The following is a 20,421-nucleotide window of genomic DNA, read 5'->3' on the forward strand; positions in this document are numbered from 1 at the left end:
TCATGCGTGAAGCCGTCATCGTATCCACCGCCCGCACCGGCGTGGGCAAAGCCTATCGCGGCGCCTTCAACGACACGGAGGCGCCCGTCCTTTCCGGCCATGTGGTGAAGGCGGCGCTCGATCGTTCGGGGCTGGACCCCAAGCGCATCGACGACATCTTCATGGGCGTGGGCACGCAGAGCGGAACGCAGAGCTACAATCTGGGCCGGTTGACGGCGGCCACCGCCGGCCTGGGCCAGAGCGTCGCCGGCTTCGCGCTGGATCGGAAATGCGGATCGGGGCTGACGGCGGTGGCGCTGGCGGCGCGATCGATCATCGCGGGCGATATCGACGCGGCGGTCGCCGCCGGCATGGAATCGATCTCGCTCACCCTCAACAAGCATGCGATGACCTATCGCAACCGCAGCCAGGCGGTGATCGCCGCCGAGCCGCACGCCTATATGGCGATGATCGAGACGGCCGAGATCGTCGCCGACCGCTACGGCATCAGCCGCGAGGCGCAGGACGAATTTTCCGCCCGCAGCCAGCAGCGCGCCGGTGCGGCGACGGCCGCCGGCCGCTTCGCCGACGAGATCGTGCCGATCACCGTCCAGAAGGCGCTGTTCGACAAGGAAGGCAACGAGACCGGCAAGCAGGAGGTGACGCTCGACCGCGACGAGGGCATTCGCGGCGATACCACGGTGGAAGCGCTCGCCAACCTGAAGCCCGTCTTCAAGAATGGCGAGATCATCCAGGAAGGCCGCCACATCACCGCCGGCAATGCCAGCCAGCTTTCGGACGGTGCCTCCGCCCAGATCGTCGTCGATCGCGCGATCGCGGAGAAGGAAGGCCTGCCGATCCTGGGCATCTATCGCGGTTTCCAGGTCGCCGGCTGCGCGCCGGAGGAAATGGGCATCGGCCCGGTCTTCGCCATCCCCAAGCTGCTCGACCGCGCCGGCCTCAAGGTTTCCGACATCGGCCTGTGGGAAATCAACGAGGCCTTCGCCAGCCAGGCGATCTATTGCCAGCAGAAGCTGGGCATCGATCCCGATATCCTGAACGTCAACGGCGGCGGCATCGCCATCGGCCACCCCTTCGGTATGACGGGATCGCGCCTGGTGGGACACGCGCTTATCGAAGGCAAGCGCCGCGGCGTGAAATATGCTATCGTTTCGATGTGCATCGCCGGTGGCATGGGCGCAGCCGGATTGTTCGAGATCGTGTGATGATCACCATCAACGTCACCACCCGCGACGGCGACCGCCAGCAGATCGACGGGCAGGAAGGCTCCGCCCTCATGGAGATGCTGCGCGACGCCGGGCTGGGCGTGGACGGCACCTGCGGGGGCATGTGTTCCTGCGGGTCGTGCCACGTCTATATCGCTTCCGAAACCACGCTGCCCAAGCCCAGCGAGGACGAGGCGGACATGCTGGAGGGCATGGGCTCGATCGTCGAGGTCCGCCCCTCCTCGCGGCTGTCCTGCCAGATCATCCTGAAGCCGGAGCTGGACGGGCTGGAAGTGGAGATCGCGCCGCAATTCTGAGGGCGCACCCAACAACCGTCATTCCCGCCAAGGCCGCCGCAGCCAATCCGTGGAAGCGAGCGGCCCGATGGAGCCGACGACATCCGACATGACGGATTCCCGCCTTCGCGGGAATGACGTGGGTTGGGAACAGGAAGCGGCGCCCGAAAACATGAAGCGGGGCAGCGCCCTACAGCCGCAGCCCTTCCAGCCATTCGGCGATCATGCGGCGGCCGGCGGCGACGGCATTGGGGCCGTGCGCATCGTGGTGGGCGCGCAGCTCGTCGGCGGTGCCGCCGGCGGCCGCGATGGCGTCGGGCCATTTCTCCAGCCAGTTTTCGAAGCGCGGGTCCTCGCCCATTTCCGCATGGAACTGGAGGGCGAGGATATTGGCGCCCCGGCGGAACGCCTGATGGGCGTAATGATCGGTGGAGGCCAGCAATTCGGTGCCGCCCGGCAGATCGAAGGTGTCGCCGTGCCAGTGCAGCATCGGCAGCCCTTCCACATGGCGCAGCGGCGAATCCGCGCCCTTTCCGTTGAGGGAAACGGGCGCGAAGCCCACCTCCTGCCGCCCGCCCGGATAGACGCGGGCGCCCAGCGCCGCCGCCATCATCTGCGCGCCCAGGCACACGCCCAGCGTGGGGCGGTCCGCCGCCAGCCGCTCGCCCAGGCGGCGGATCTGGCAGGCGATCCACGGGTGCCGATCCGTCTCGTAGACGCCCATCGGCCCGCCCATCATCACGACGAGGTCCGGCGCCACCATGTCCGTTTCCGGGAAGGCCGGATCGGTCACGTCGATGCGATCGACGATGAAGCCGGCCGCCTCGATCGGCGCGCGAAAACCGGCGACACCTTCCACCGGCACATGCCGGATCACCAGCGCCCGCTTCATCGCCCGATCAGTCGCCCGTCAGGATACGATCGACGAGCTGCTTCACCGTCGGCACGAAGCCGTTGGAATAGAAGGGGTCCTTCTTGAACTGATAGGCCGCGTGGCCCGCGAACATCAGGTTGTTCTCCACATCGCCGCCATGGACGATATCCTGCAGCGTCTTCTGGATGCAGAAGCTGCGCGGATCGGCGAGGCGGCCGGTGGAATTGCCCTCCGTATCCGCCCAGGACGAGAAGCCGCACTGGCTGAGGCAGCCCATGCAATCGGCCTGATCCTTGCGGATTTCCTTGGTTTCCTCGGGCGTCACGAAGACGAGCGTGTTATCCGGCGTCTTGAGCGCGGTGGTGTAGCCGAGGCCGAACCATTCGCGCGCGCGCATCAGATCGCCGCGCGTCACCCAGAAATTCTTGCCCTTCACGCCCACGTCGAGCTGGAACTGGTGGTCGCCGGCCGCTTCGCCCGAAAAGGCGATCTGCCGTTCGGACCGGCCTTCCAGGTTGCGGAGGAAGGGATTGCGCACGGCCGAGGAATAGAATCCGGTGGGCGAGAAGCGGTGGAGCAGCACGTCGCCCTCCTCCAGCGTCGTCAGCCGGTCCTTCCACGCCTGCGGGATCGGGCTTTCCTGCGTCAGCAGCGGCCGCGTTCCGAACTGGAAGGCGATCTGCCCCAGCTCCGGATTGTCGATCCACTCGTTCCAGTCGCGCAGATACCAGACGCCGCCGGCCATCACGATCGGCACGCTATCGGGAATGCCGCCCTCGCGCATGGTGGCGCGCAATTCCTTGACGCGCGGATAAGGATCCTGCGGCTTCAACGGGTCTTCGGCGTTGGACAGGCCGTTATGCCCGCCCGCCAGCCAGGGATCCTCATAGACCACCGCCGCCAGCCATTCGGACGCCTTGGAATAAGCCCGCTTCCACAAAGCGCGGAAAGCGCGGGCCGAGCTGATGATCGGCAGGTAATGGACGCCGTAGGAGGCCGCGATCTCGGAGAGCTTGTAGGGCATGCCCGCGCCGCAGGTGACGCCGGTGACGAGGCCCTTGGTGCGTTCCAGCACGCCGTGGAGCACGCGCTGCGCGCCGCCCATCTCCCACAGCACGTTGATGTTGATCGCGCCCTTGCCGCCGGCGATGTCGAACGCCCGCTTCACCTGCTCCACCGCGCCATCGATGGCGTAGGCGATCAGCTCCTCATGCCGTTCGCGCCGGGTAAGCGCATGATAGACCTGGGGAATGATCTTGCCTTCGGGATCGTAGCTGTCGGCGTTGACCGCCGATACCGTGCCGATGCCGCCGGCGGCCGCCCAGGCCCCGGAGCTCATATGGTTGGTAGCGGCGACACCCTTGCCGCCCTCGATCAACGGCCACACCTCGCGCCCCCCGTAGAGGATCGGCCGCACACCCTTGAACAATCATGCCTCCATATGAAATCGGCCCCCTATAGGCGAGCCCGTCGGGAAATGCGCGCGAAAATCGCGCACCCGCCCGATGCCGGCGGCGGATGGCGGATCGATGCGGAATTATAAGGAAGCAGCGCTGCCCTGTTCGCCGACCAGCAGCACGATCTTGCCGACATGATCGCCCGATTCCATGCGGGCATGGGCAAGGGCGGCCTCCTCCAGCGTATAGGTGCGGTCGATCACCGGCCTGAGCCGGCCTTCGCGCACGAACGGCCATACGGTTGCCGCCAGCTCGTCCGCGACGAGGCTCTTGAACGCGGCGGAGCGGGGGCGCAGCGTCGATCCCGTGAGGGTCAGGCGGCGGCGCATGATATCCCAGATCGGCACTTCCGCCTTGGCGCCGCGCTGCACCGCGATCGAGACGTGGCGGCCGTCCTCGGCCAGGCAGGCGAGGTTGCGGGGCACATAATCCCCGCCCACCATGTCCAGCACTACCTGGCAGCCGCGCCCGCCGGTGATCTGCTTCACCTCCTCGACGAAATCGGCCGTGCGATAGTTGATCGCGTGATCGGCGCCGATGGCGATCGCGCGGGCGCATTTCTCGTCCGATCCGCAGGTGACGATCATGGTGAGGCCGAACAGCTTGCCGAGCTGGATCGCCATCGTGCCGATCCCGCTGGTGCCGCCGTGGACGAGGGAGACATCCCCCTCCACCGCATAAGCGCGCTCGAACAAATTGGTCCACACGGTGAACAGCGTCTCGGGAATGGCGGCCGCCTCCATCAGCGGCAGGCCGGGCGGCACCGCGAGGCACTGGCCGACGGCCGCGACCGCATATTCGGCATAGCCGCCACCCGCCAGCAGCGCGCAGACCGGCTGGGCGAGCCATTCGCTTTCCACCCCCTGCCCCAGCGCGACGATGCGGCCGGCCACCTCCAGGCCGGGGATCGTGGGGGCGCCGGGCGGGGGCGGATAGCCCCCTTTGCGCTGCACCACGTCCGGCCGGTTCACGCCCGCCGCCGCGACCTGGATCAGCACCTCCCCCGCGCCGGGCCGGGGCACCGGCCGCTCCACCACGCGCAGCACCTCCGGCCCGCCGGTCTCGTCCGGATCGATCGCCCGCATGGTTTCCGGAAGCGCGGCCATATTTCCCCCGTTCGGCGCTTTTGTCAGGTCGCGTTTATTGACATGGAGCGCGCATCGGTCAACGCTCCCCGAATGGACGTTGACGACAATCTTCCCCGACGCACCGACGATCCGCTGACGCTGCTTCGCCTGCAGGATCTCGACCCGTTTTCGGTGGACGAGCTGAACGCGAGAATCGCCGCGCTGGAGGCGGAGATCGCCCGGGTGCGCGGCAAGATCGATGCCGCCGTTAACCACCGCGCAAGCGCCGAGTCCCTATTCCGGCGATGAGGACGGGCCAGCCTGAGCGCGGAAGACGCGATCGGGCTCGGGCGGGCTTCAACGGCGATGGGCGCTCTTTCCACGCGGGAAGCACCGGATCGGCCGGGTGCCTTGATGAACGCCCCCAGGCTCACGACATATGTGTCAGCGGGTCGCGCCTCCCACGCGGCCTGAAGGAGTAGATTGCAATGCCATCTTTCGCCCGCGAGCTGGAACAGACCCTGCACAACGCGCTTTCCGCCGCGTCCAGCCGCCGTCACGAATATGCCACGCTCGAACATCTCCTGCTCGCGCTGATCGACGACGAGCATGCCGCCAAGGTCATGGCCGCCTGCGGGGTGGAGCTGGGCGATCTCAAGGAGGCCGTGCGCCTCTATCTCGATACCGAACTCGATGCGCTGAAGGTGGAGGGCAATACCGATCCCTCGCCCACCAGCGGTTTCCAGCGCGTGGTCCAGCGCGCAATCCTCCACGTCCAATCCTCCGGGCGGGAGGAAGTGACGGGCGCCAATGTTCTCGTCGCGCTCTTTTCCGAACGCGAATCCTACGCGGTCTATTTCCTCCAGCAGCAGGATATGAGCCGGCTGGATGCGGTCAGCTATATCAGCCACGGCGTCGGCAAGGCCGGCCAGCCCACGGAGCAGCGCGAAGTGAAGGGCGCGGACGAGGAAAAGGCCCAGAAGCAGGATGGCAAGAAGGGCGAGAGCGCCCTCAAGCAGTTCTGCGTCAACCTCAACGAAAAGGCCAAGGACGGCCGCGTCGATCCGCTGATCGGCCGCGGGCCGGAGGTGGACCGCACCGTCCAGATCCTGTGCCGCCGGTCCAAGAACAACCCGCTTTATGTGGGCGATCCCGGCGTGGGCAAGACGGCGATCGCCGAGGGCCTGGCCCGGAAGATCGTGGAAGGCGACGTGCCGGACGTGCTGCTGCCGGCCGTGATCTATTCGCTCGACATGGGGGCGCTGCTCGCCGGCACCCGCTATCGCGGCGATTTCGAGGAACGGCTGAAGCAGGTGGTGACGGAGCTGGAGAAGCTGCCGCACGCCGTGCTGTTCATCGACGAGATCCACACCGTGATCGGCGCCGGCGCCACGTCGGGCGGCGCCATGGATGCGTCCAACCTGCTGAAGCCGGCCCTTTCCGGCGGCACGATCCGCTGCATCGGATCGACCACCTACAAGGAATTCCGCAACCATTTCGAAAAGGATCGCGCGCTGCTGCGCCGGTTCCAGAAGATCGACGTGAATGAACCGACGGTGGAGGATACGATCAAGATCCTCGCCGGCCTGCGCTCGGCCTTCGAGGAACATCATTCGGTGAAATATACGCCGGATGCGATCAAGTCGGCGGTCGAGCTTTCGGCCCGCTACATCAACGATCGCAAGCTGCCCGACAAGGCGATCGACGTGATCGACGAGGTGGGCGCCATGCAGATGCTGGTGCCGCCGTCGCGCCGGAAGAAGGTGATCACGCCCAAGGAGATCGAGGCCGTGATCGCGACGATGGCGCGCATCCCGCCGAAATCCGTCTCCACCGACGACAAGAAGGTGCTGGAGACGCTGGAGACCGACCTGAAGCGCGTGGTGTTCGGCCAGGATCGCGCGATCGAGGTCCTCTCCTCCGCCATCAAGCTGAGCCGCGCGGGCCTGCGCGATCCGGACAAGCCGATCGGCAACTATCTGTTCTCCGGCCCCACCGGTGTCGGCAAGACGGAGGTCGCCCGCCAGCTCGCCCAGATCATGGGCATCCCGCTGCAGCGGTTCGACATGTCCGAATATATGGAGCGCCACTCGGTCAGCCGGCTGATCGGCGCGCCTCCGGGCTATGTCGGCTACGATCAGGGCGGCCTGCTGACCGATGCGGTCGACCAGCATCCGCACAGCGTGCTGCTGCTCGACGAGATCGAGAAGGCACATCCCGACCTGTTCAACATCCTGCTGCAGGTGATGGACAATGGGAAGCTGACCGATCACCACGGCAAGACGGTGGATTTCCGCAACACCATCCTGATCATGACGACCAATGCCGGCGCGTCGGACATGGCGCGCGAGGGCATCGGCTTCGGCGCGACCAGCCGCGAGGATGCGCAGGAAGAGGCGGTGAAGAAGATGTTCACCCCCGAATTCCGCAACCGCCTCGATGCGATCGTGCCGTTCAGCTACCTGCCGACCGAGGTGGTGAGCCGGGTGGTGGAGAAGTTCATCCTCCAGCTCGAGCTTCAGCTGGCCGATCGCGATGTCCACATCTCGATGGACGAGGACGCCAAGGCGTGGCTCACCGCCCGGGGCTATGACAAGCTCTACGGCGCCCGCCCGATGGGCCGCCTGATCCAGGAGAAGATCAAGCAGCCGCTGGCCGAGGAGCTGCTGTTCGGCAAGCTCGTCCATGGCGGCGAGGTGAAGGTCCGCCTGAAGGACGAGGCCCTCGCCTTCGAGATCACCCCCGCCGCGCCCAAGCGCCCGAAGAAGGGCGGCAAGGCCAAGGCCGAGGTGAAGGGCTGATCGACGCGGCTCCGCCGCTACGTCCAGGAAACAGCGCCGCCCCGGTCGATCGCCGGGGCGGCGTTTTCTTTTTGGTCATGAGGCTATCGGCGCCGGTTCACGCGGCCCTTTCAGGCCCGCCCAGCAACCGCTTCAACAGCCGCCGCACCCACCAGAGCGTCAACACCACCGCCGCCAGCAGCAGCAAGGCGATCGCCACCGCCGCCACCGGATTGGCGAGCGCCAGGTAGAGCAGCCCCGTGGTGGCGACGTCCTCCCCGGTCGAAACCGCGATATTGCTGAACGGTTCGGGGCTGGCATTCACCACCGCCCGCGCCCCGGCCTTGGCGCCGTGCGCCATCAGCGTCGCGCCGCCGCCCAGCAGGAAGCTCGCCACCTGCCAGGCGGGATCGCTGGCATCGACGATCGCCATGGCCAGCAGCGCGCCGCCCACCGGGCGGATCAGCGTGTGGATCGCATCCCAGACGCTGTCGACGATGGCGATCTTGTCCGCCAGGAATTCGGCGAGCAGCGCCACGGCGGATATGCCGATCACCCAGGGATTGGCCAGCACGTCCAGCGAGGAGAGATGCTGCGGCAGATCGATCCAGCCCGTGCGCATCGCCAGCCCCGTCGCGAACACGCAGAGATAGAGCCTCCAGCCCGCGAGCAGGCTGACGCTGGCGGCGACACCGAGCAGTTCCACCACGCCCATGGCCCGCAAGGTGCCACGGCCGCGCCCCGGCAACAATGGCTCAAACGAAGGAGTAAGGGTCCACGTCCACCGCCACGCGCACGCCGCGCGGCCATTCCAGCGCGCCCAGCCACTGGCGGATCACGTCCTGCACGTCGAGCGCGCGGCGGGCATGGACCAACAGGCGCTGGCGATGCCGGCCGCGCAGCATCGCGAGCGGGGCCGGCGCGGGGCCGAAGACGTGCATGCCATCCACCTCGGGCGCGGTGCGGCCGATCAGCCGGGCCGTTTCCACCGCTTCCTCCAGCTTTTCGGACGAGATGATGATCGCGGCGTAACGGCCGAAGGGCGGCGCGTTGGCGGCGCGGCGGGATTCGGTTTCGGCGGCGTAGAAGCTTTCCGCATCGCCCGACACCAGCGCGCGGATGACGGGCGCGGACGGCTCGCGCGTCTGGATATAGACATGGCCGGGCTTGGCCCCGCGCCCCGCCCGCCCCGCCACCTGCGCGATCTGCTGGAAACTGCGCTCCGCCGCGCGCAGATCGCCGCCGGCCAGCCCGAGATCGGCATCCACCACGCCCACCAGGGTGAGGTTCGGGAAGTGATAGCCCTTGGTGATGAGCTGGGTGCCGATGACGATATCGATATCACCCGCTTCCATCCGGCCGACGAACTCCGCCGCCTTGGCCGGCGACCAGAGCGTGTCGGACGTCACCACCGCCGTCTTCGCATCGGGGAAGAGCGTGGACGCTTCATCGGCGATCCGCTCCACCCCCGGCCCGCAGGCGACCAGCGAATCCTCCGCCTTGCATTCGGGGCAGAAAGCCGGCGGCGGCATCACATGGCCGCAATGATGGCAGGCGAGCCGCGCCATCAGCCGGTGCTCCACCATCCAGGCCGTGCAATTGGGGCATTGGAAGCGGTGCCCGCAGGTTCGGCACAAAGTGAGCGGCGCATAGCCCCGCCGATTGAGGAACAGCAGCGCCTGTTCCTTGCGCTCCAGCGTCTCCTCGATCGCCTTCACCAGCGTCGGCGCCAGCCAGCGGCCGCGCGGCGGCGGATCGCGCAGCAGGTCCACCTCGTTGATATCGGGCATCTGCGCCACGCCGTAACGGCCGGGCAGCTTCAGCTCCTCATAACGGCCCAGCGCCACCTGCTGGCGCGTCTCGATCGCGGGCGTGGCGGATGCCAGCACCACCGGGCAGCTTTCGAAGCCGCCGCGCATCACCGCCGCGTCGCGGGCGTGATACATCACGCCGTCTTCCTGCTTGAAGCTGGTCTCGTGCGCCTCGTCCACCACGATCAGGCCGAGCTTCGCATAAGGCAGGAACAGGGCGGAGCGCGCGCCCACCACCACCTTCGCCTCGCCGGTCGCAATCGCCCGCCAGGCCCGCCGCCGCTGCGACTGGCGCAGGTCCGAATGCCAGGCGATGGGCGCATGGCCGAAACGCGCGGCGAAGCGCTTCAGGAACGGCTCGGTCAAGGCGATCTCGGGCAGCAGCACCAGCGTCTGCCGCCCCTGCCGAATCGCCTCGGCCACCGCCTCGAAATAAACCTCGGTCTTGCCCGATCCGGTCACGCCGTCGAGCAGGAAGGGCTGGAATGCGTGCGCGCGCACCGCCTCCACCAGCCGGCCCGCCACCGCCGCCTGATCCGCCGAAAGATCAGGCCGGGCATGGTCGGGATCGGGATCGAGGAAGGGATCGTCGACCGAAACCTCCACCGCCTCGATCGCGCCGGCCTTCACCAGCCCCCGGATCACCGCATCGGAAACGTCGGCGATGGCGGCCAACTCGCGCACCAGCCCCTGCCGCTCGCCGATCCGCTCCAGCGCCTGCTCGCGCTGCGGGGTGAGGCGATCCGGCACCCGGCCGGTGGCGCGATATTCGGTCACGGTCCGCGCGCCATCCAGCGCCGATGCGGAGGAAAGCGCCATCCGCAGCACGGCGGCCGGCGGCGCGAGATAATAATTGGCGGTCCACTCGATCAACCGGCGCAGCGGCTCGCCCAGCGGCGGCAGATCATAGACGCCGGCCAGCGGGCGCAGGCGATTGTCGCCCACCTCCGCATCGGAAGGCATGCGATCCGCCTCCCACACCACCCCGGTCCACTGCCGGGGGCCGAGCGGCGCCAGCACGATCGATCCCGGCCGCACGTCCTGCCCCGGATCCACCCGATAATCGAGCGGACCGAGCGCGGGGTTGAGCAGGAGGACACGGGCGCGAGGGTTCACGCCCCCGAATTAGGGATGCGAAGCCGGAAAGGAAATGCCGATCAGGGGTGATCCGTCCAGCGCCGCATCAGATTGAACTGCACGGCCTGCAGGCGGGAGAAATTCTCCGGCGCCATATTATTGCCCTCCAGCGCCGCCACCTCGTTCAGCTCGTAGAGCAGGTCGCGCTCCACCGGATCGGCGATGCGGCTCTGGATGAAGGTGATCGCCACCAGCCGCTGCCCGCGCGTCACCGGCTCCACCTCATGAAGCGTCATCGACGGATAGACGATCGCCGAGCCGGGCGGCCCCTTGAACCGCATCTCGCCGCTGCCCAGCATGATGCGCAGCGCGCCGCCGTCATAGCTTGCCGGATCGGCCAGGAAGACCGTGCAGCTCAGATCGGACCTGAGCGGCCCGTTCGGCGTCTGCATCATCGCCGCATCGGGATGCAGGCCGTAATTCATCCCCGGCTCGTAACGCGCCAGCAGCGGCGGCGCGATCGCCTTGGGAAAGGCCACGTCGAAGAATTCCCGGTTGCCGAGCAGCGCGCGCGCCACGATCTGCGCCGTCCGTTCCGCCGGCTGGGGTTCATGAAGCTGCTGGTTGTTCTTCACCCGCGAGTGCGGGTTGCTGACGCGCCCGTCCACGAAATTGGAGGTCGCCGCGATCTGCCGGAGCTCCGCCACCGCCTCCGGCACCAACACATTCTCGATCAGCCTGAACATCAATGCACTCCCTGCGCCGCGCGATCCAGCGCGCGGGCGATCAACGGATATTGGCGGCCGGCCTCGGCAAGCCAGCGCTGGCCCCGGGCGATCTCCCCCGCCTGATCGCGCATCGCCTGGGCCAGCACGTCGCGCCGCAATTGCGGGCTATAGCCATGCTCGGGCGCCTTGGAATAGCGCGACATGATCGGCCCGCCGACAAGCGCCTGCGCCTGTTCCATCGCCAGCGGCGCCCCGAAATGGGCGGCGATCCGCGCAAGCGATGCCGCCGGATCGGCCAGGAAGCCATCGAAGTCCATCCACAGCGCCTGCCCTTCCGCGGCGCCGGCGCCCGCTTCTTCCAGCGCGGCCATCTCGCACGCCCAGCCGAGCGCCACGCGCTCGCCCGGCGACATCTCCCACAGCCGCCAGGGCTCGGCGCCGATCCGGGCGTGGAGGCGGAGGAGCCGGGTCGGGCTCCAGACCGCCAGCTCCTGCATCGATGCCTCGCCGGCCAGGATGGTCGGCAGATAGCTTTCGGGCTTCACGAACAGGAAAAGCGCCTTCTGCCCGGCCGCCAGGATTTCGGGCGCAAGATCGGAAACGAAGCTGGTCGCCTTGACGATGGCGCGCTGCTCGGGCCGGAACGTCCGCGAAAGCCAGCCCAGCGCCATGCCGACCCGCGCATCAAACCGCTGCGGCGACCAGGCGGATTCGGGCCTGCCCCGGATGCGGCGCAGGTCCGCGAGCCCGCGCAGCAGCACCGGCTCCCTCACCGCCAGCACGTCCGGCAGCTCGCCCAGCAGCCGGGATATCAGCGTCGACCCGACATGGCCGATATGGAAGATGTGACGGGCCGTGGCCGGCAACGATCCCGACAGGCGTTCCAGATCCTCCCAGCCGAACCATTGGCAGGGGCGATCCTGGGTGAGGATGCGCTGATCGAGGAAGCTCGCTCCGGCATAATCCGCCTCCGCCATCCGCGCGACGAGCAGGCGATCCCCGGCCACGTCCAGCGACTGCACGAACAATTCCGCCGAGGACCGGAAAAGCTGGGCGAAGGGATCGGCGGTCACGGAAGCTCCAGAGAGACAAGGGCGACGCCCCTCCTAACGGCTTCGTCCTGCCGATGCACTAGCGGATGCCCGAGCGCATTCCTGTCCCAATCCGCCATGCTGAACTCGCTCAGCATCCATCCTTCCACGCGCGCCGACATCGCTTGTCGCGCGAGGGGCGCTGAGCCCGGTCCAGCGTGACGGCATCCCGCCCCTCCTCAGCCCTCCCGCCCTTCCCGCGCCAGCAGTTCCTGCTTGATCGCCAGGCCATAGGCATAGCCGCCGAGCGTACCGTCGCCGCGCTTGGCGCGGTGGCAGGGGATCAGCACCGCGACATTGTTGGCGCCGCAGGCGGAACCCGCCGCCCGCGCAGCGCCCGGCCGGCCCACCTTGGCGGCAAGCGCGGCATAAGAGAGGGTTTCGCCCGGCGGAATGCGGGAAAGCTCGCGCCACACCGCTTCCTGGAAGGCGGTGCCCTTCACGTCGAGCGGCAGATCGTGCGGCCGTTCCGGCTCCTCGACCGCCGCCACCGTGCGCCGGACGAGATCGGCCAGCTCCGCCCCGCCGGGCGCGATATCGGCATGTGGGAAACGGTCCGCCAGCACCGATTCGTCCTCGTCGAAGGACAGGCGGCAGATGCCGCGATCGGTGGCGGCGACCAGCATTGCGCCCAGGCTGGTCGGCGCGATCGCCCAGCGGATGGAGACGCCCCGGCCGCCGTCGCGCCAGGCCGATGGGGTCATCCCCAGCCGGGCCGGCGCCTCGGCGTAGAAGCGGGCGGGGGCGGCATAGCCGGCATCGTAGAGAGCTTCGGTCACGGTCTCGGTCTCCTTCAGCGCGGTTTCGGCCCGGCGGGCCCGCAGCGCGCGGGCATAGGCGGCGGGCGTCAGCCCGGTGGCGCGGCGGAACAGCCGCAGGAAATGGTGGGGGGCATAGCCCGCGACGGCGGCCACGGCGTCGAGCGAGGGCGGCTCGGTCTCCGCCGCGATATAGGCCAGCGCCCGGGCGATCCCCGCTTCGTCGCGCGCGACGTCGTCCGGCAGGCATCGCCGGCAGGGGCGCAGGCCGGCGGCGCGGGCGGCCGCGCCATCGCGAAAGAAACGGACATTTTCTCGCCGGGGGTGCCGCGCCGCACAGGACGGCCGGCAATAGATGCCGGTGGAAAGCACCCCGGTCACGAAATGCCCGTCGCGCGCCCGGTCCCGGCGCAGCACCGCCGCCCAGGCGGCATCGCCGTCTATGGCCTCGCCTGCGGGGATCGGGTGGGATGATTCGATCTGGGTCATGCCGCCTATGTGGACCCGGTTGGCCCGCTTCGCATCCCGCAGCTTGCTTTCAAAGCGGCGATGCCTTTCCGGCGGGCACCAGCCCGCGCGGCCGGCCTTTGTCGAACCCCCGATGTCGCGCTTGTCCCGCCGGATCGGGCCTTCCTGTCCCTCCGCATGTCCACAAGGTGAACGGCTGCCTTGCATCCCCGCACCGCCCCTGCTAACCGGCGCCCAACCCATGCGGGGACGCCCTTCCGGCGCCCCCTTTTTGCGTATGGGTCGAAATCCATTTGGGGGATTTTAGGCGCGTGGAGATTTCCGGCGGTATTCAGGCAAGCCTTGCAGGACGCTATGCAATAGCGCTGTTCGAGCTCGCCCGTGACGAGAACAGGCTGGACGTCGTTTCCGCCAGCCTCGCCACCCTGAAGCAGGCGCTCGCCGATTCGGCCGAGCTGCGCGAGCTGACGACCAGCCCGATGGTGTCCCGCTACGACGCCAACAACGCGGTGGAAGCCGTGGCGGTGGCGCTGAAGCTCGATCCCCTCACCACCAACTTCCTGGGCGTGCTCGCCACCAACCGCCGCCTGGCGCAGACGGGCGCGGCCATCCGCGCCTTCGGCCAGATCCTGGCGCAGTATCGCGGCGAAACCACCGCCGAGGTGACGTCCGCCCACCCGCTTTCCGATGCGCAGGTGGAAGAGCTCAAGGCCACGCTGAAGGCCCAGATCGGCCGCGACGTCGCCGTGAACCTGCATGTCGATCCTGCGATTCTGGGCGGGCTGATCGTCAAGGTCGGCAGCCGCCAGGTCGATGGCTCCATCCGCACCAAATTGAACACTCTCGCGACTGCGATGAAAGGCTGAACATGGATATCCGCGCCGCAGAAATCTCAAAGGTCATCAAGGACCAGATCGCCTCGTTCGGCTCCGAAGCGCAGGTTTCCGAGGTCGGCTCGGTCCTGTCGGTCGGCGACGGCATCGCCCGCATCCACGGGCTGGACAATGTCCAGGCCGGCGAGATGGTGGAATTCGCCAACGGCATCAAGGGCATGGCCCTGAACCTCGAAGCCGATAACGTCGGCGTCGTGATCTTCGGCACCGATTCCGAGATCAAGGAAGGCGATACCGTCAAGCGCACCGGCACGATCGTGGACGTGCCGGTCGGCAAGGGCCTGCTCGGCCGCGTCGTCGACGGCCTCGGCAACCCGATCGATGGCAAGGGCCCGATCGAATATAGCGAGCGCCGCCGCGTCGAGGTGAAGGCGCCGGGCATCATCCCCAGGAAGTCGGTGCACGAGCCGGTGCAGACCGGCCTCAAGGCGCTCGATGCGCTCGTCCCCGTGGGCCGTGGCCAGCGCGAGCTGATCATCGGCGACCGCCAGACCGGCAAGACCGCGGTCGCGATCGACACCTTCATCAACCAGCGCGAAGCCAATAAGGGCGACGACGAGGGCAAGAAGCTCTACTGCGTCTATGTCGCCGTCGGCCAGAAGCGCTCGACCGTCGCCCAGATCGTCCGCCAGCTCGAGGAAAACGGTGCGATGGAATATTCCATCGTCGTCGCCGCCACCGCGTCCGAGCCGGCGCCGCTCCAGTTCCTCGCGCCCTATACCGGCTGCGCGATGGGCGAATATTTCCGCGACAACGGCATGCACGCCGTGATCGTGTATGACGATCTTTCCAAGCAGGCCGTGGCCTATCGCCAGATGTCGCTGCTGCTGCGCCGTCCGCCGGGCCGCGAAGCCTATCCGGGCGACGTGTTCTATCTCCACTCGCGCCTGCTCGAGCGCGCGGCGAAGATGAACGACGCCAACGGCAACGGCTCGCTCACCGCGCTGCCGATCATCGAGACGCAGGCCGGCGACGTTTCCGCCTACATCCCGACCAACGTGATCTCGATCACCGACGGCCAGATCTTCCTCGAAACCGACCTCTTCTATCAGGGCATCCGCCCCGCGATTAACGTCGGCCTCTCGGTCAGCCGCGTCGGTTCCGCCGCGCAGACCAAGGCGATGAAGAAGGTCGCCGGCTCGATCAAGCTGGAGCTGGCCCAGTATCGCGAAATGGCGGCCTTCGCCCAGTTCGGCTCGGATCTCGACGCTTCGACCCAGAAGCTCCTGAACCGCGGCGCCCGCCTCACCGAGCTGCTGAAGCAGGCCCAGTTCAACCCGATGCCGTTCGAGGAACAGGTCGCCTCGATCTTCGCCGGCGTGAACGGCTATCTCGATGCCATCCCGGCGTCCGATGTCGTCCGCTTCGAGGCCGCGCTGCTCGCCGACCTGCGCGCGCATCACGCGGACGTGCTGAAGGGCATTCGCGACACCAAGGACCTGGGCGACGACCTGAAGGCGAAGTTGACCGCCGCGCTGGACGCCTTCGCCAAGACCTTCGCCTGATCGGATGCTGACCACCCACACCCTTCTGGCCTGGACGGTGCTGGCGATCGCGCTGGTGCTGACCCCCGGCCCCGACACGATGCTCGTGGCGGGCAACGCGGCACGGCGCGGCTTCCGCGCCGGCATCGCGACCGCCAGCGGCATCGCGCTCGGCGGGGTGTGGTATATGGCGCTGTGCGGCTTCGGCTTCCTCAGCCTGCTCAATGCCGTGCCCGGCATGTTCGCGGCGGTGAAGACGATCGGCGCGATCTATCTCGCCTGGCTCGGCCTCAAGCTGGTCCGCGGCGCGATCGCGCCCGCCAGGGGTGAAGCCGCTCCGGTCGCCATGGGCGCGCCGTTCCGCCAGGGTTTCCTCACCACCATCCTCAACCCGAAGGTGGCGGTGTTCTTCCTGGCGGCGCTGCCGCAGTTCGTCGGCACCGGCCCGGAAGCGCCGCTGCGCGGCGTCCTGCTGGTCGGGATCGTCTATGCCGTGGGCTTCGCCTGGCTGGCGCTTCTCGCCGGCCTCGCCTCCCGCGCGGGCACCCGTATCGGCAACAGCCAGGCCATGCGCTGGATCGAAGGCGCCCTCGGCACCGCATTCGTCGGCTTCGCCGGCAAACTCGCTCTTTCCCGGAACTGATCGCATATGCCCAGCCTCAAGAGCCTAAAGGTCCGCATCACTTCGGTGAAGTCGACCCAGAAGATCACCAAGGCGATGAAGATGGTCGCCGCCGCCAAGCTGCGCCGCGCGCAGCAGGCCGCCGAGGCGGGCCGCCCCTATGCGGAGCGGCTGTCCACGGTGATGTCCAGCCTCGCCTCCAAGGTGACGATCGGCCCGTCCAGCCCGAAGCTGCTGGCCGGCACCGGCAGCGACCAGCGCCACCTGCTGGTCGTCGCCACGTCGGAGCGCGGCCTCGCCGGCGCCTTCAACAGCAACATCGTCAAGCTGGCGCGCAAGACGGCGGACGAGCTGATCGCCCAGGGCAAGGACGTGAAGTTCTACCTGATCGGCAAGAAGGGCCGCGCCGTCATCGCCCGCCTCTATCCGGGCAAGATCGTCCACCAGGTCGATCAGAGCCACATCAAGAACGTCGCCTTCGCCGATGCGCATCAGGTGAGCGAGGATCTGATCCGCCGCTTCGACGCCGGCGAGTTCGATATCGCCCACCTGTTCTTCGCCAAGTTCCAGTCGGCGCTGGCACAGATCCCGACCGAACTGCAGATCATTCCCGTGCCGCTGGCCGTGAATGCGGCCCCGGCCACGGGCGGCGCGGAAGCATCGGTGGAATATGAGCCCGACGAGGAAGCGATCCTGACGGAGCTGCTGCCCCGCAACGTCGCCGTCCAGCTTTTCCGCGCGATGCTGGAAAATGCGGCCTCCGAACAGGGCAGCCGCATGACGGCGATGGACAATGCGACCCGCAATGCGGGGGACATGATCAACCGCCTGACGATCCAGTATAACCGGACCCGCCAGGCCGCGATCACCACCGAGCTGGTGGAAATCATTTCGGGCGCGGAAGCGCTCTAAACCAAATCCTGATCGGGTGACGCACCCGGACATTGAGGTGAGAAGACATGTTTGAGCCCAAGAAAGCCAGTAAGGCCGCCGCCGCCAGCAATGTCGGCCGCGTCAGCCAGGTCATCGGCGCCGTCGTCGACGTCCATTTCGATGGCCAGCTGCCGGCGATCCTTTCGGCGCTGGAAACCGAGAACCAGGGCAACCGCCTGGTGCTCGAGGTCGCCCAGCACCTCGGCGAGAACACCGTCCGCACGATCGCGATGGACACGACCGACGGCCTCACCCGCGGCCAGGAAGTCGTCGACACTGGATCGCAGATCCGCGTGCCGGTCGGCCCCAAGACGCTCGGCCGCATCCTGAACGTGATCGGCGAGCCGATCGACGAGCGCGGCCCGGTCGATACCGACCTGTCCGCCCCGATCCACGCGGAAGCGCCGCTGTTCGTCGACCAGTCGACCGAAACCTCGATCCTCGTCACCGGCATCAAGGTGATCGACCTGCTCGCGCCTTACGCCAAGGGCGGCAAGATCGGCCTGTTCGGCGGCGCCGGCGTGGGCAAGACCGTGCTCATCCAGGAACTGATCAACAACATCGCCAAGGGCCATGGCGGCACCTCGGTGTTCGCGGGCGTGGGTGAGCGCACCCGCGAGGGCAACGACCTCTATCACGAATTCCTCGACGCCGGCGTCATCGCCAAGGACGCCGATGGCAACCCGACGCCGGACGGCTCGAAGGTGGCGCTGGTGTTCGGCCAGATGAACGAGCCGCCGGGCGCGCGTGCCCGCGTCGCGCTTTCGGGCCTGACGATCGCCGAATATTTCCGCGACGTCGAAGGCCAGGACGTGCTGTTCTTCGTCGACAACATCTTCCGCTTCACCCAGGCGGGTTCGGAAGTGTCCGCTCTGCTGGGCCGTATTCCTTCGGCCGTGGGCTATCAGCCGACGCTGGCCACCGACATGGGCCAGCTGCAGGAACGCATCACCTCGACCAACAAGGGCTCGATCACCTCGGTGCAGGCCATCTACGTGCCCGCCGACGACTTGACCGATCCGGCGCCGGCCGCGTCCTTCGCCCACCTCGACGCCACGACCGTGCTGTCGCGCGCCATCTCCGAGCTGGGCATCTACCCGGCCGTCGATCCGCTCGACTCCACCTCGCGCGTGCTCACTGCCGCCGTCGTCGGCCAGGAGCATTATGAGACGGCCCGCAAGGTCCAGGAAACGCTGCAGAAGTACAAGTCGCTGCAGGACATCATCGCCATCCTGGGCATGGACGAGCTTTCGGAAGAAGATAAGCTCACCGTTGCCCGCGCCCGCAAGATCCAGCGCTTCCTCAGCCAGCCGTTCCACGTCGCCGAAGTGTTCACCGGAATCCCCGGCAAGTTCGTGCAGATCGAGGATACGGTGAAGTCGTTCAAGGCGGTGGTCGACGGCGAATATGACCATCTGCCCGAAGCCGCTTTCTACATGGTCGGCGGCATCGACGAAGCGGTCGCCAAGGCCCGGAAGCTGGCCGAGGCCGCGTAACATGACTCTATCCCTCTCCCGCTTGCGGGAGGGGGCCGGGATGAAGGCGGGCACGAACGCCCCCTTCCATCCCGAAAGAATACCCCCCTCACCCAACCCTCTCCCGCAAGCGGGAGGGGGCTAAGAGGAATGATATGGCCAACCTGCACTTCGAACTCGTCACCCCCGAAAAGCTGCTCCTTTCGGAGGAGGTCCACATGGTGGTCGTTCCCGGCACCGAGGGCGAATTCGGCGTGCTCGCCGGCCATGCCCCCTTCATGTCGGTGATCCGTTCGGGCGAGCTGCGCGTCTATTCCGGCCCGAACACCGTCTCCGCCCGCATCCAGGTGGAAGGCGGCTTCGCGGAAGTGAACGAGAAGGGCCTGACCGTGCTGGCCGAGGCCGCGACCGAAATCCAGGCCTGATAGCGGAAGGCCGGCGGCGCCTTCCGCACGCCGGCTTCCTACCCCTTTCGGGGCGCACCGCCCCAAACCCTTGCATGGTTAACGAAAGCGCCTAGCCTCCCTCTCCATAATAAGGAGGAGGACGAGGATGCGTGCACGCACAGCCCTGCGGCTGGCCATTGCCGGCTGCGTCGCGATGGTCTCCACGGCGGCGATTGCCGCTACGGCAAACCCGAAATATTCCGATCTCTACGTCTTCGGCGACAGCCTGGTCGATGCCGGCAACATCAAGATCCTGACCGGCGGCGCAACGCCGAACGAATCACTCGGCTATTATGACGGCCGCTTCACCAACGGCTACGACTATACCGATCTGCTCTCGATCGCGCTCTACGGCGCCCCCACGGTGGCCTCGCTCGCCGGCGGCAACAATTATGCCTTCGGCGGCGCCAGGGTGGTCGATCATGGCGATGCCATTCCCGATATCCAGGCGCAGCTCGGCTTCTATGCCGGCGACCATGGCGGCGTCGCCAATGCGAACGCGCTCTATGTCCTCAATTTCGGCGGCAATGACATATTCGGGCTGGTGGACGGCAATATCGGCGGCTTCACGCCGACGGACTATATCTCGGCCGTCGTGTCCACCTATGCGGCCGGCGTGCAGTTCTTGAACGATATCGGCGCGCGGAACATCCTGATCGCCGGCATCCCCAATGGCGACATTCCTTTGGCCTATATGGTCGATGCGATGCTGCAGACGTCGCTGGACGGCCTCGCGCTCGATGCCGGCACGCATCTGATGCGCTACGACGTGCTCGACGTGTTCGGGCGGCTGCTGTCCGATCCGGGCAGCCTGGGCCTGCCGCCGCTCAATACCACCGTGCCCTGCCTGGTCGGCGAGACGCCGGGGCCGAACATCGATTGCACCGGCTATTTCTCGTTCGACGGCACCCACCCGACCGCCCAGGTGCAGGCGGCGATCGCGCGGGATATCGATC

Annotated in this window: 18 protein-coding genes and 1 pseudogene; 11 read left to right on the forward strand and 8 right to left on the reverse strand. The window is 67.4% G+C overall.

The features are described 5' to 3' along the window. Window positions 1–2 precede the first annotated feature (2 nt). Window positions 3–1,205, forward strand: coding sequence for a thiolase family protein (locus BHE75_RS15670; RefSeq protein WP_070934417.1), 1,203 nt, complete (start codon window positions 3–5; stop codon window positions 1,203–1,205). Then, window positions 1,205–1,522, forward strand: a complete 318-nt coding sequence (locus tag BHE75_RS15675; RefSeq protein ID WP_015457714.1) for a 2Fe-2S iron-sulfur cluster-binding protein — start codon at window positions 1,205–1,207, stop codon at window positions 1,520–1,522. The genes BHE75_RS15670 and BHE75_RS15675 overlap by 1 nt, the downstream gene beginning before the upstream one ends. A 169-nt stretch (window positions 1,523–1,691) precedes the next feature. On the opposite strand, the gene BHE75_RS15680 is transcribed toward BHE75_RS15675, so the two are convergent. From BHE75_RS15680 to BHE75_RS15690, 3 genes are all read right to left on the reverse strand, one after another. Beyond that, window positions 1,692–2,393, reverse strand: coding sequence for a glutamine amidotransferase (locus BHE75_RS15680; RefSeq protein ID WP_070934418.1), 702 nt, complete (start codon window positions 2,391–2,393; stop codon window positions 1,692–1,694). 7 nt (window positions 2,394–2,400) lie between these two features. Continuing rightward, on the reverse strand, window positions 2,401–3,804 hold the full coding sequence (locus BHE75_RS15685; RefSeq protein WP_015457716.1) for an NAD(P)H-dependent flavin oxidoreductase: 1,404 nt from the start codon (window positions 3,802–3,804) through the stop codon (window positions 2,401–2,403). A gap of 108 nt (window positions 3,805–3,912) precedes the next feature. After that, entirely contained in the window at window positions 3,913–4,938 is a 1,026-nt protein-coding gene (locus BHE75_RS15690) for an NAD(P)H-quinone oxidoreductase (RefSeq protein ID WP_139181744.1), read from the reverse strand. A gap of 72 nt (window positions 4,939–5,010) precedes the next feature. Between BHE75_RS15690 and BHE75_RS15695 the strand changes: the two genes are divergently transcribed. After that, window positions 5,011–5,208 (forward strand): DUF1192 domain-containing protein, encoded by a 198-nt coding sequence (locus BHE75_RS15695; RefSeq protein ID WP_015457718.1) that lies wholly within the window; start codon window positions 5,011–5,013, stop codon window positions 5,206–5,208. Window positions 5,209–5,387: 179 nt separating this feature from the next. Beyond that, on the forward strand, window positions 5,388–7,700 hold the full coding sequence (clpA, locus tag BHE75_RS15700) for an ATP-dependent Clp protease ATP-binding subunit ClpA (protein ID WP_015457719.1): 2,313 nt from the start codon (window positions 5,388–5,390) through the stop codon (window positions 7,698–7,700). A gap of 97 nt (window positions 7,701–7,797) precedes the next feature. On the opposite strand, the gene BHE75_RS15705 is transcribed toward clpA, so the two are convergent. From BHE75_RS15705 to ada, 5 genes are all read right to left on the reverse strand, one after another. Next, entirely contained in the window at window positions 7,798–8,394 is a 597-nt protein-coding gene (locus BHE75_RS15705; protein ID WP_015457720.1) for a DUF4126 domain-containing protein, read from the reverse strand. 40 nt (window positions 8,395–8,434) lie between these two features. Next, complete coding sequence (locus BHE75_RS15710) at window positions 8,435–10,606, reverse strand: primosomal protein N' (RefSeq protein WP_070934420.1); 2,172 nt, start codon at window positions 10,604–10,606, stop codon at window positions 8,435–8,437. A 41-nt stretch (window positions 10,607–10,647) separates the two neighbouring features. Beyond that, a complete protein-coding gene (locus BHE75_RS15715; RefSeq protein ID WP_070934421.1) occupies window positions 10,648–11,313 on the reverse strand; it encodes a Fe2+-dependent dioxygenase in 666 nt (221 codons plus the stop codon). Further along, a complete protein-coding gene (locus tag BHE75_RS15720) occupies window positions 11,313–12,368 on the reverse strand; it encodes a hypothetical protein (protein WP_070934422.1) in 1,056 nt (351 codons plus the stop codon). The genes BHE75_RS15715 and BHE75_RS15720 overlap by 1 nt, the downstream gene beginning before the upstream one ends. A 197-nt stretch (window positions 12,369–12,565) precedes the next feature. Further along, window positions 12,566–13,633 carry a bifunctional DNA-binding transcriptional regulator/O6-methylguanine-DNA methyltransferase Ada gene (gene ada, locus BHE75_RS15725; RefSeq protein ID WP_070935984.1) on the reverse strand — a complete coding sequence of 356 codons (1,068 nt, stop codon included), beginning with the start codon at window positions 13,631–13,633 and terminating at the stop codon, window positions 12,566–12,568. Window positions 13,634–13,923: 290 nt separating this feature from the next. On the opposite strand from ada, the gene BHE75_RS15730 reads away from it, so the two are divergent. From BHE75_RS15730 to BHE75_RS25035, 7 genes and pseudogenes are all read left to right on the forward strand, one after another. Beyond that, window positions 13,924–14,478, forward strand: coding sequence for a F0F1 ATP synthase subunit delta (locus tag BHE75_RS15730; RefSeq protein ID WP_015457725.1), 555 nt, complete (start codon window positions 13,924–13,926; stop codon window positions 14,476–14,478). Window positions 14,479–14,480: 2 nt separating this feature from the next. After that, on the forward strand, window positions 14,481–16,010 hold the full coding sequence (gene atpA / locus BHE75_RS15735) for a F0F1 ATP synthase subunit alpha (RefSeq protein WP_015457726.1): 1,530 nt from the start codon (window positions 14,481–14,483) through the stop codon (window positions 16,008–16,010). A 4-nt stretch (window positions 16,011–16,014) separates the two neighbouring features. Further along, window positions 16,015–16,632 carry a LysE family translocator gene (locus BHE75_RS15740; RefSeq protein WP_015457727.1) on the forward strand — a complete coding sequence of 206 codons (618 nt, stop codon included), beginning with the start codon at window positions 16,015–16,017 and terminating at the stop codon, window positions 16,630–16,632. Window positions 16,633–16,638: 6 nt separating this feature from the next. Then, window positions 16,639–17,523: a F0F1 ATP synthase subunit gamma gene (locus tag BHE75_RS15745; protein WP_015457728.1), complete on the forward strand. Its 885-nt coding sequence runs from the start codon at window positions 16,639–16,641 to the stop codon at window positions 17,521–17,523. Between the two features lie 47 nt (window positions 17,524–17,570). After that, a complete protein-coding gene (gene atpD / locus BHE75_RS15750) occupies window positions 17,571–19,040 on the forward strand; it encodes a F0F1 ATP synthase subunit beta (RefSeq protein ID WP_070934423.1) in 1,470 nt (489 codons plus the stop codon). Window positions 19,041–19,174: 134 nt separating this feature from the next. Beyond that, on the forward strand, window positions 19,175–19,444 hold the full coding sequence (locus BHE75_RS15755; RefSeq protein WP_015457730.1) for an ATP synthase F1 subunit epsilon: 270 nt from the start codon (window positions 19,175–19,177) through the stop codon (window positions 19,442–19,444). Between the two features lie 175 nt (window positions 19,445–19,619). Next, window positions 19,620–20,402: pseudogene (locus BHE75_RS25035) on the forward strand (SGNH/GDSL hydrolase family protein); the annotation flags it as partial. Between the last annotated feature and the right edge of the window lie 19 nt (window positions 20,403–20,421).

The organism is Edaphosphingomonas haloaromaticamans (assembly GCF_001853345.1).
In the GTDB taxonomy this organism is placed as follows: domain Bacteria; phylum Pseudomonadota; class Alphaproteobacteria; order Sphingomonadales; family Sphingomonadaceae; genus Sphingomonas_E; species Sphingomonas_E fennica.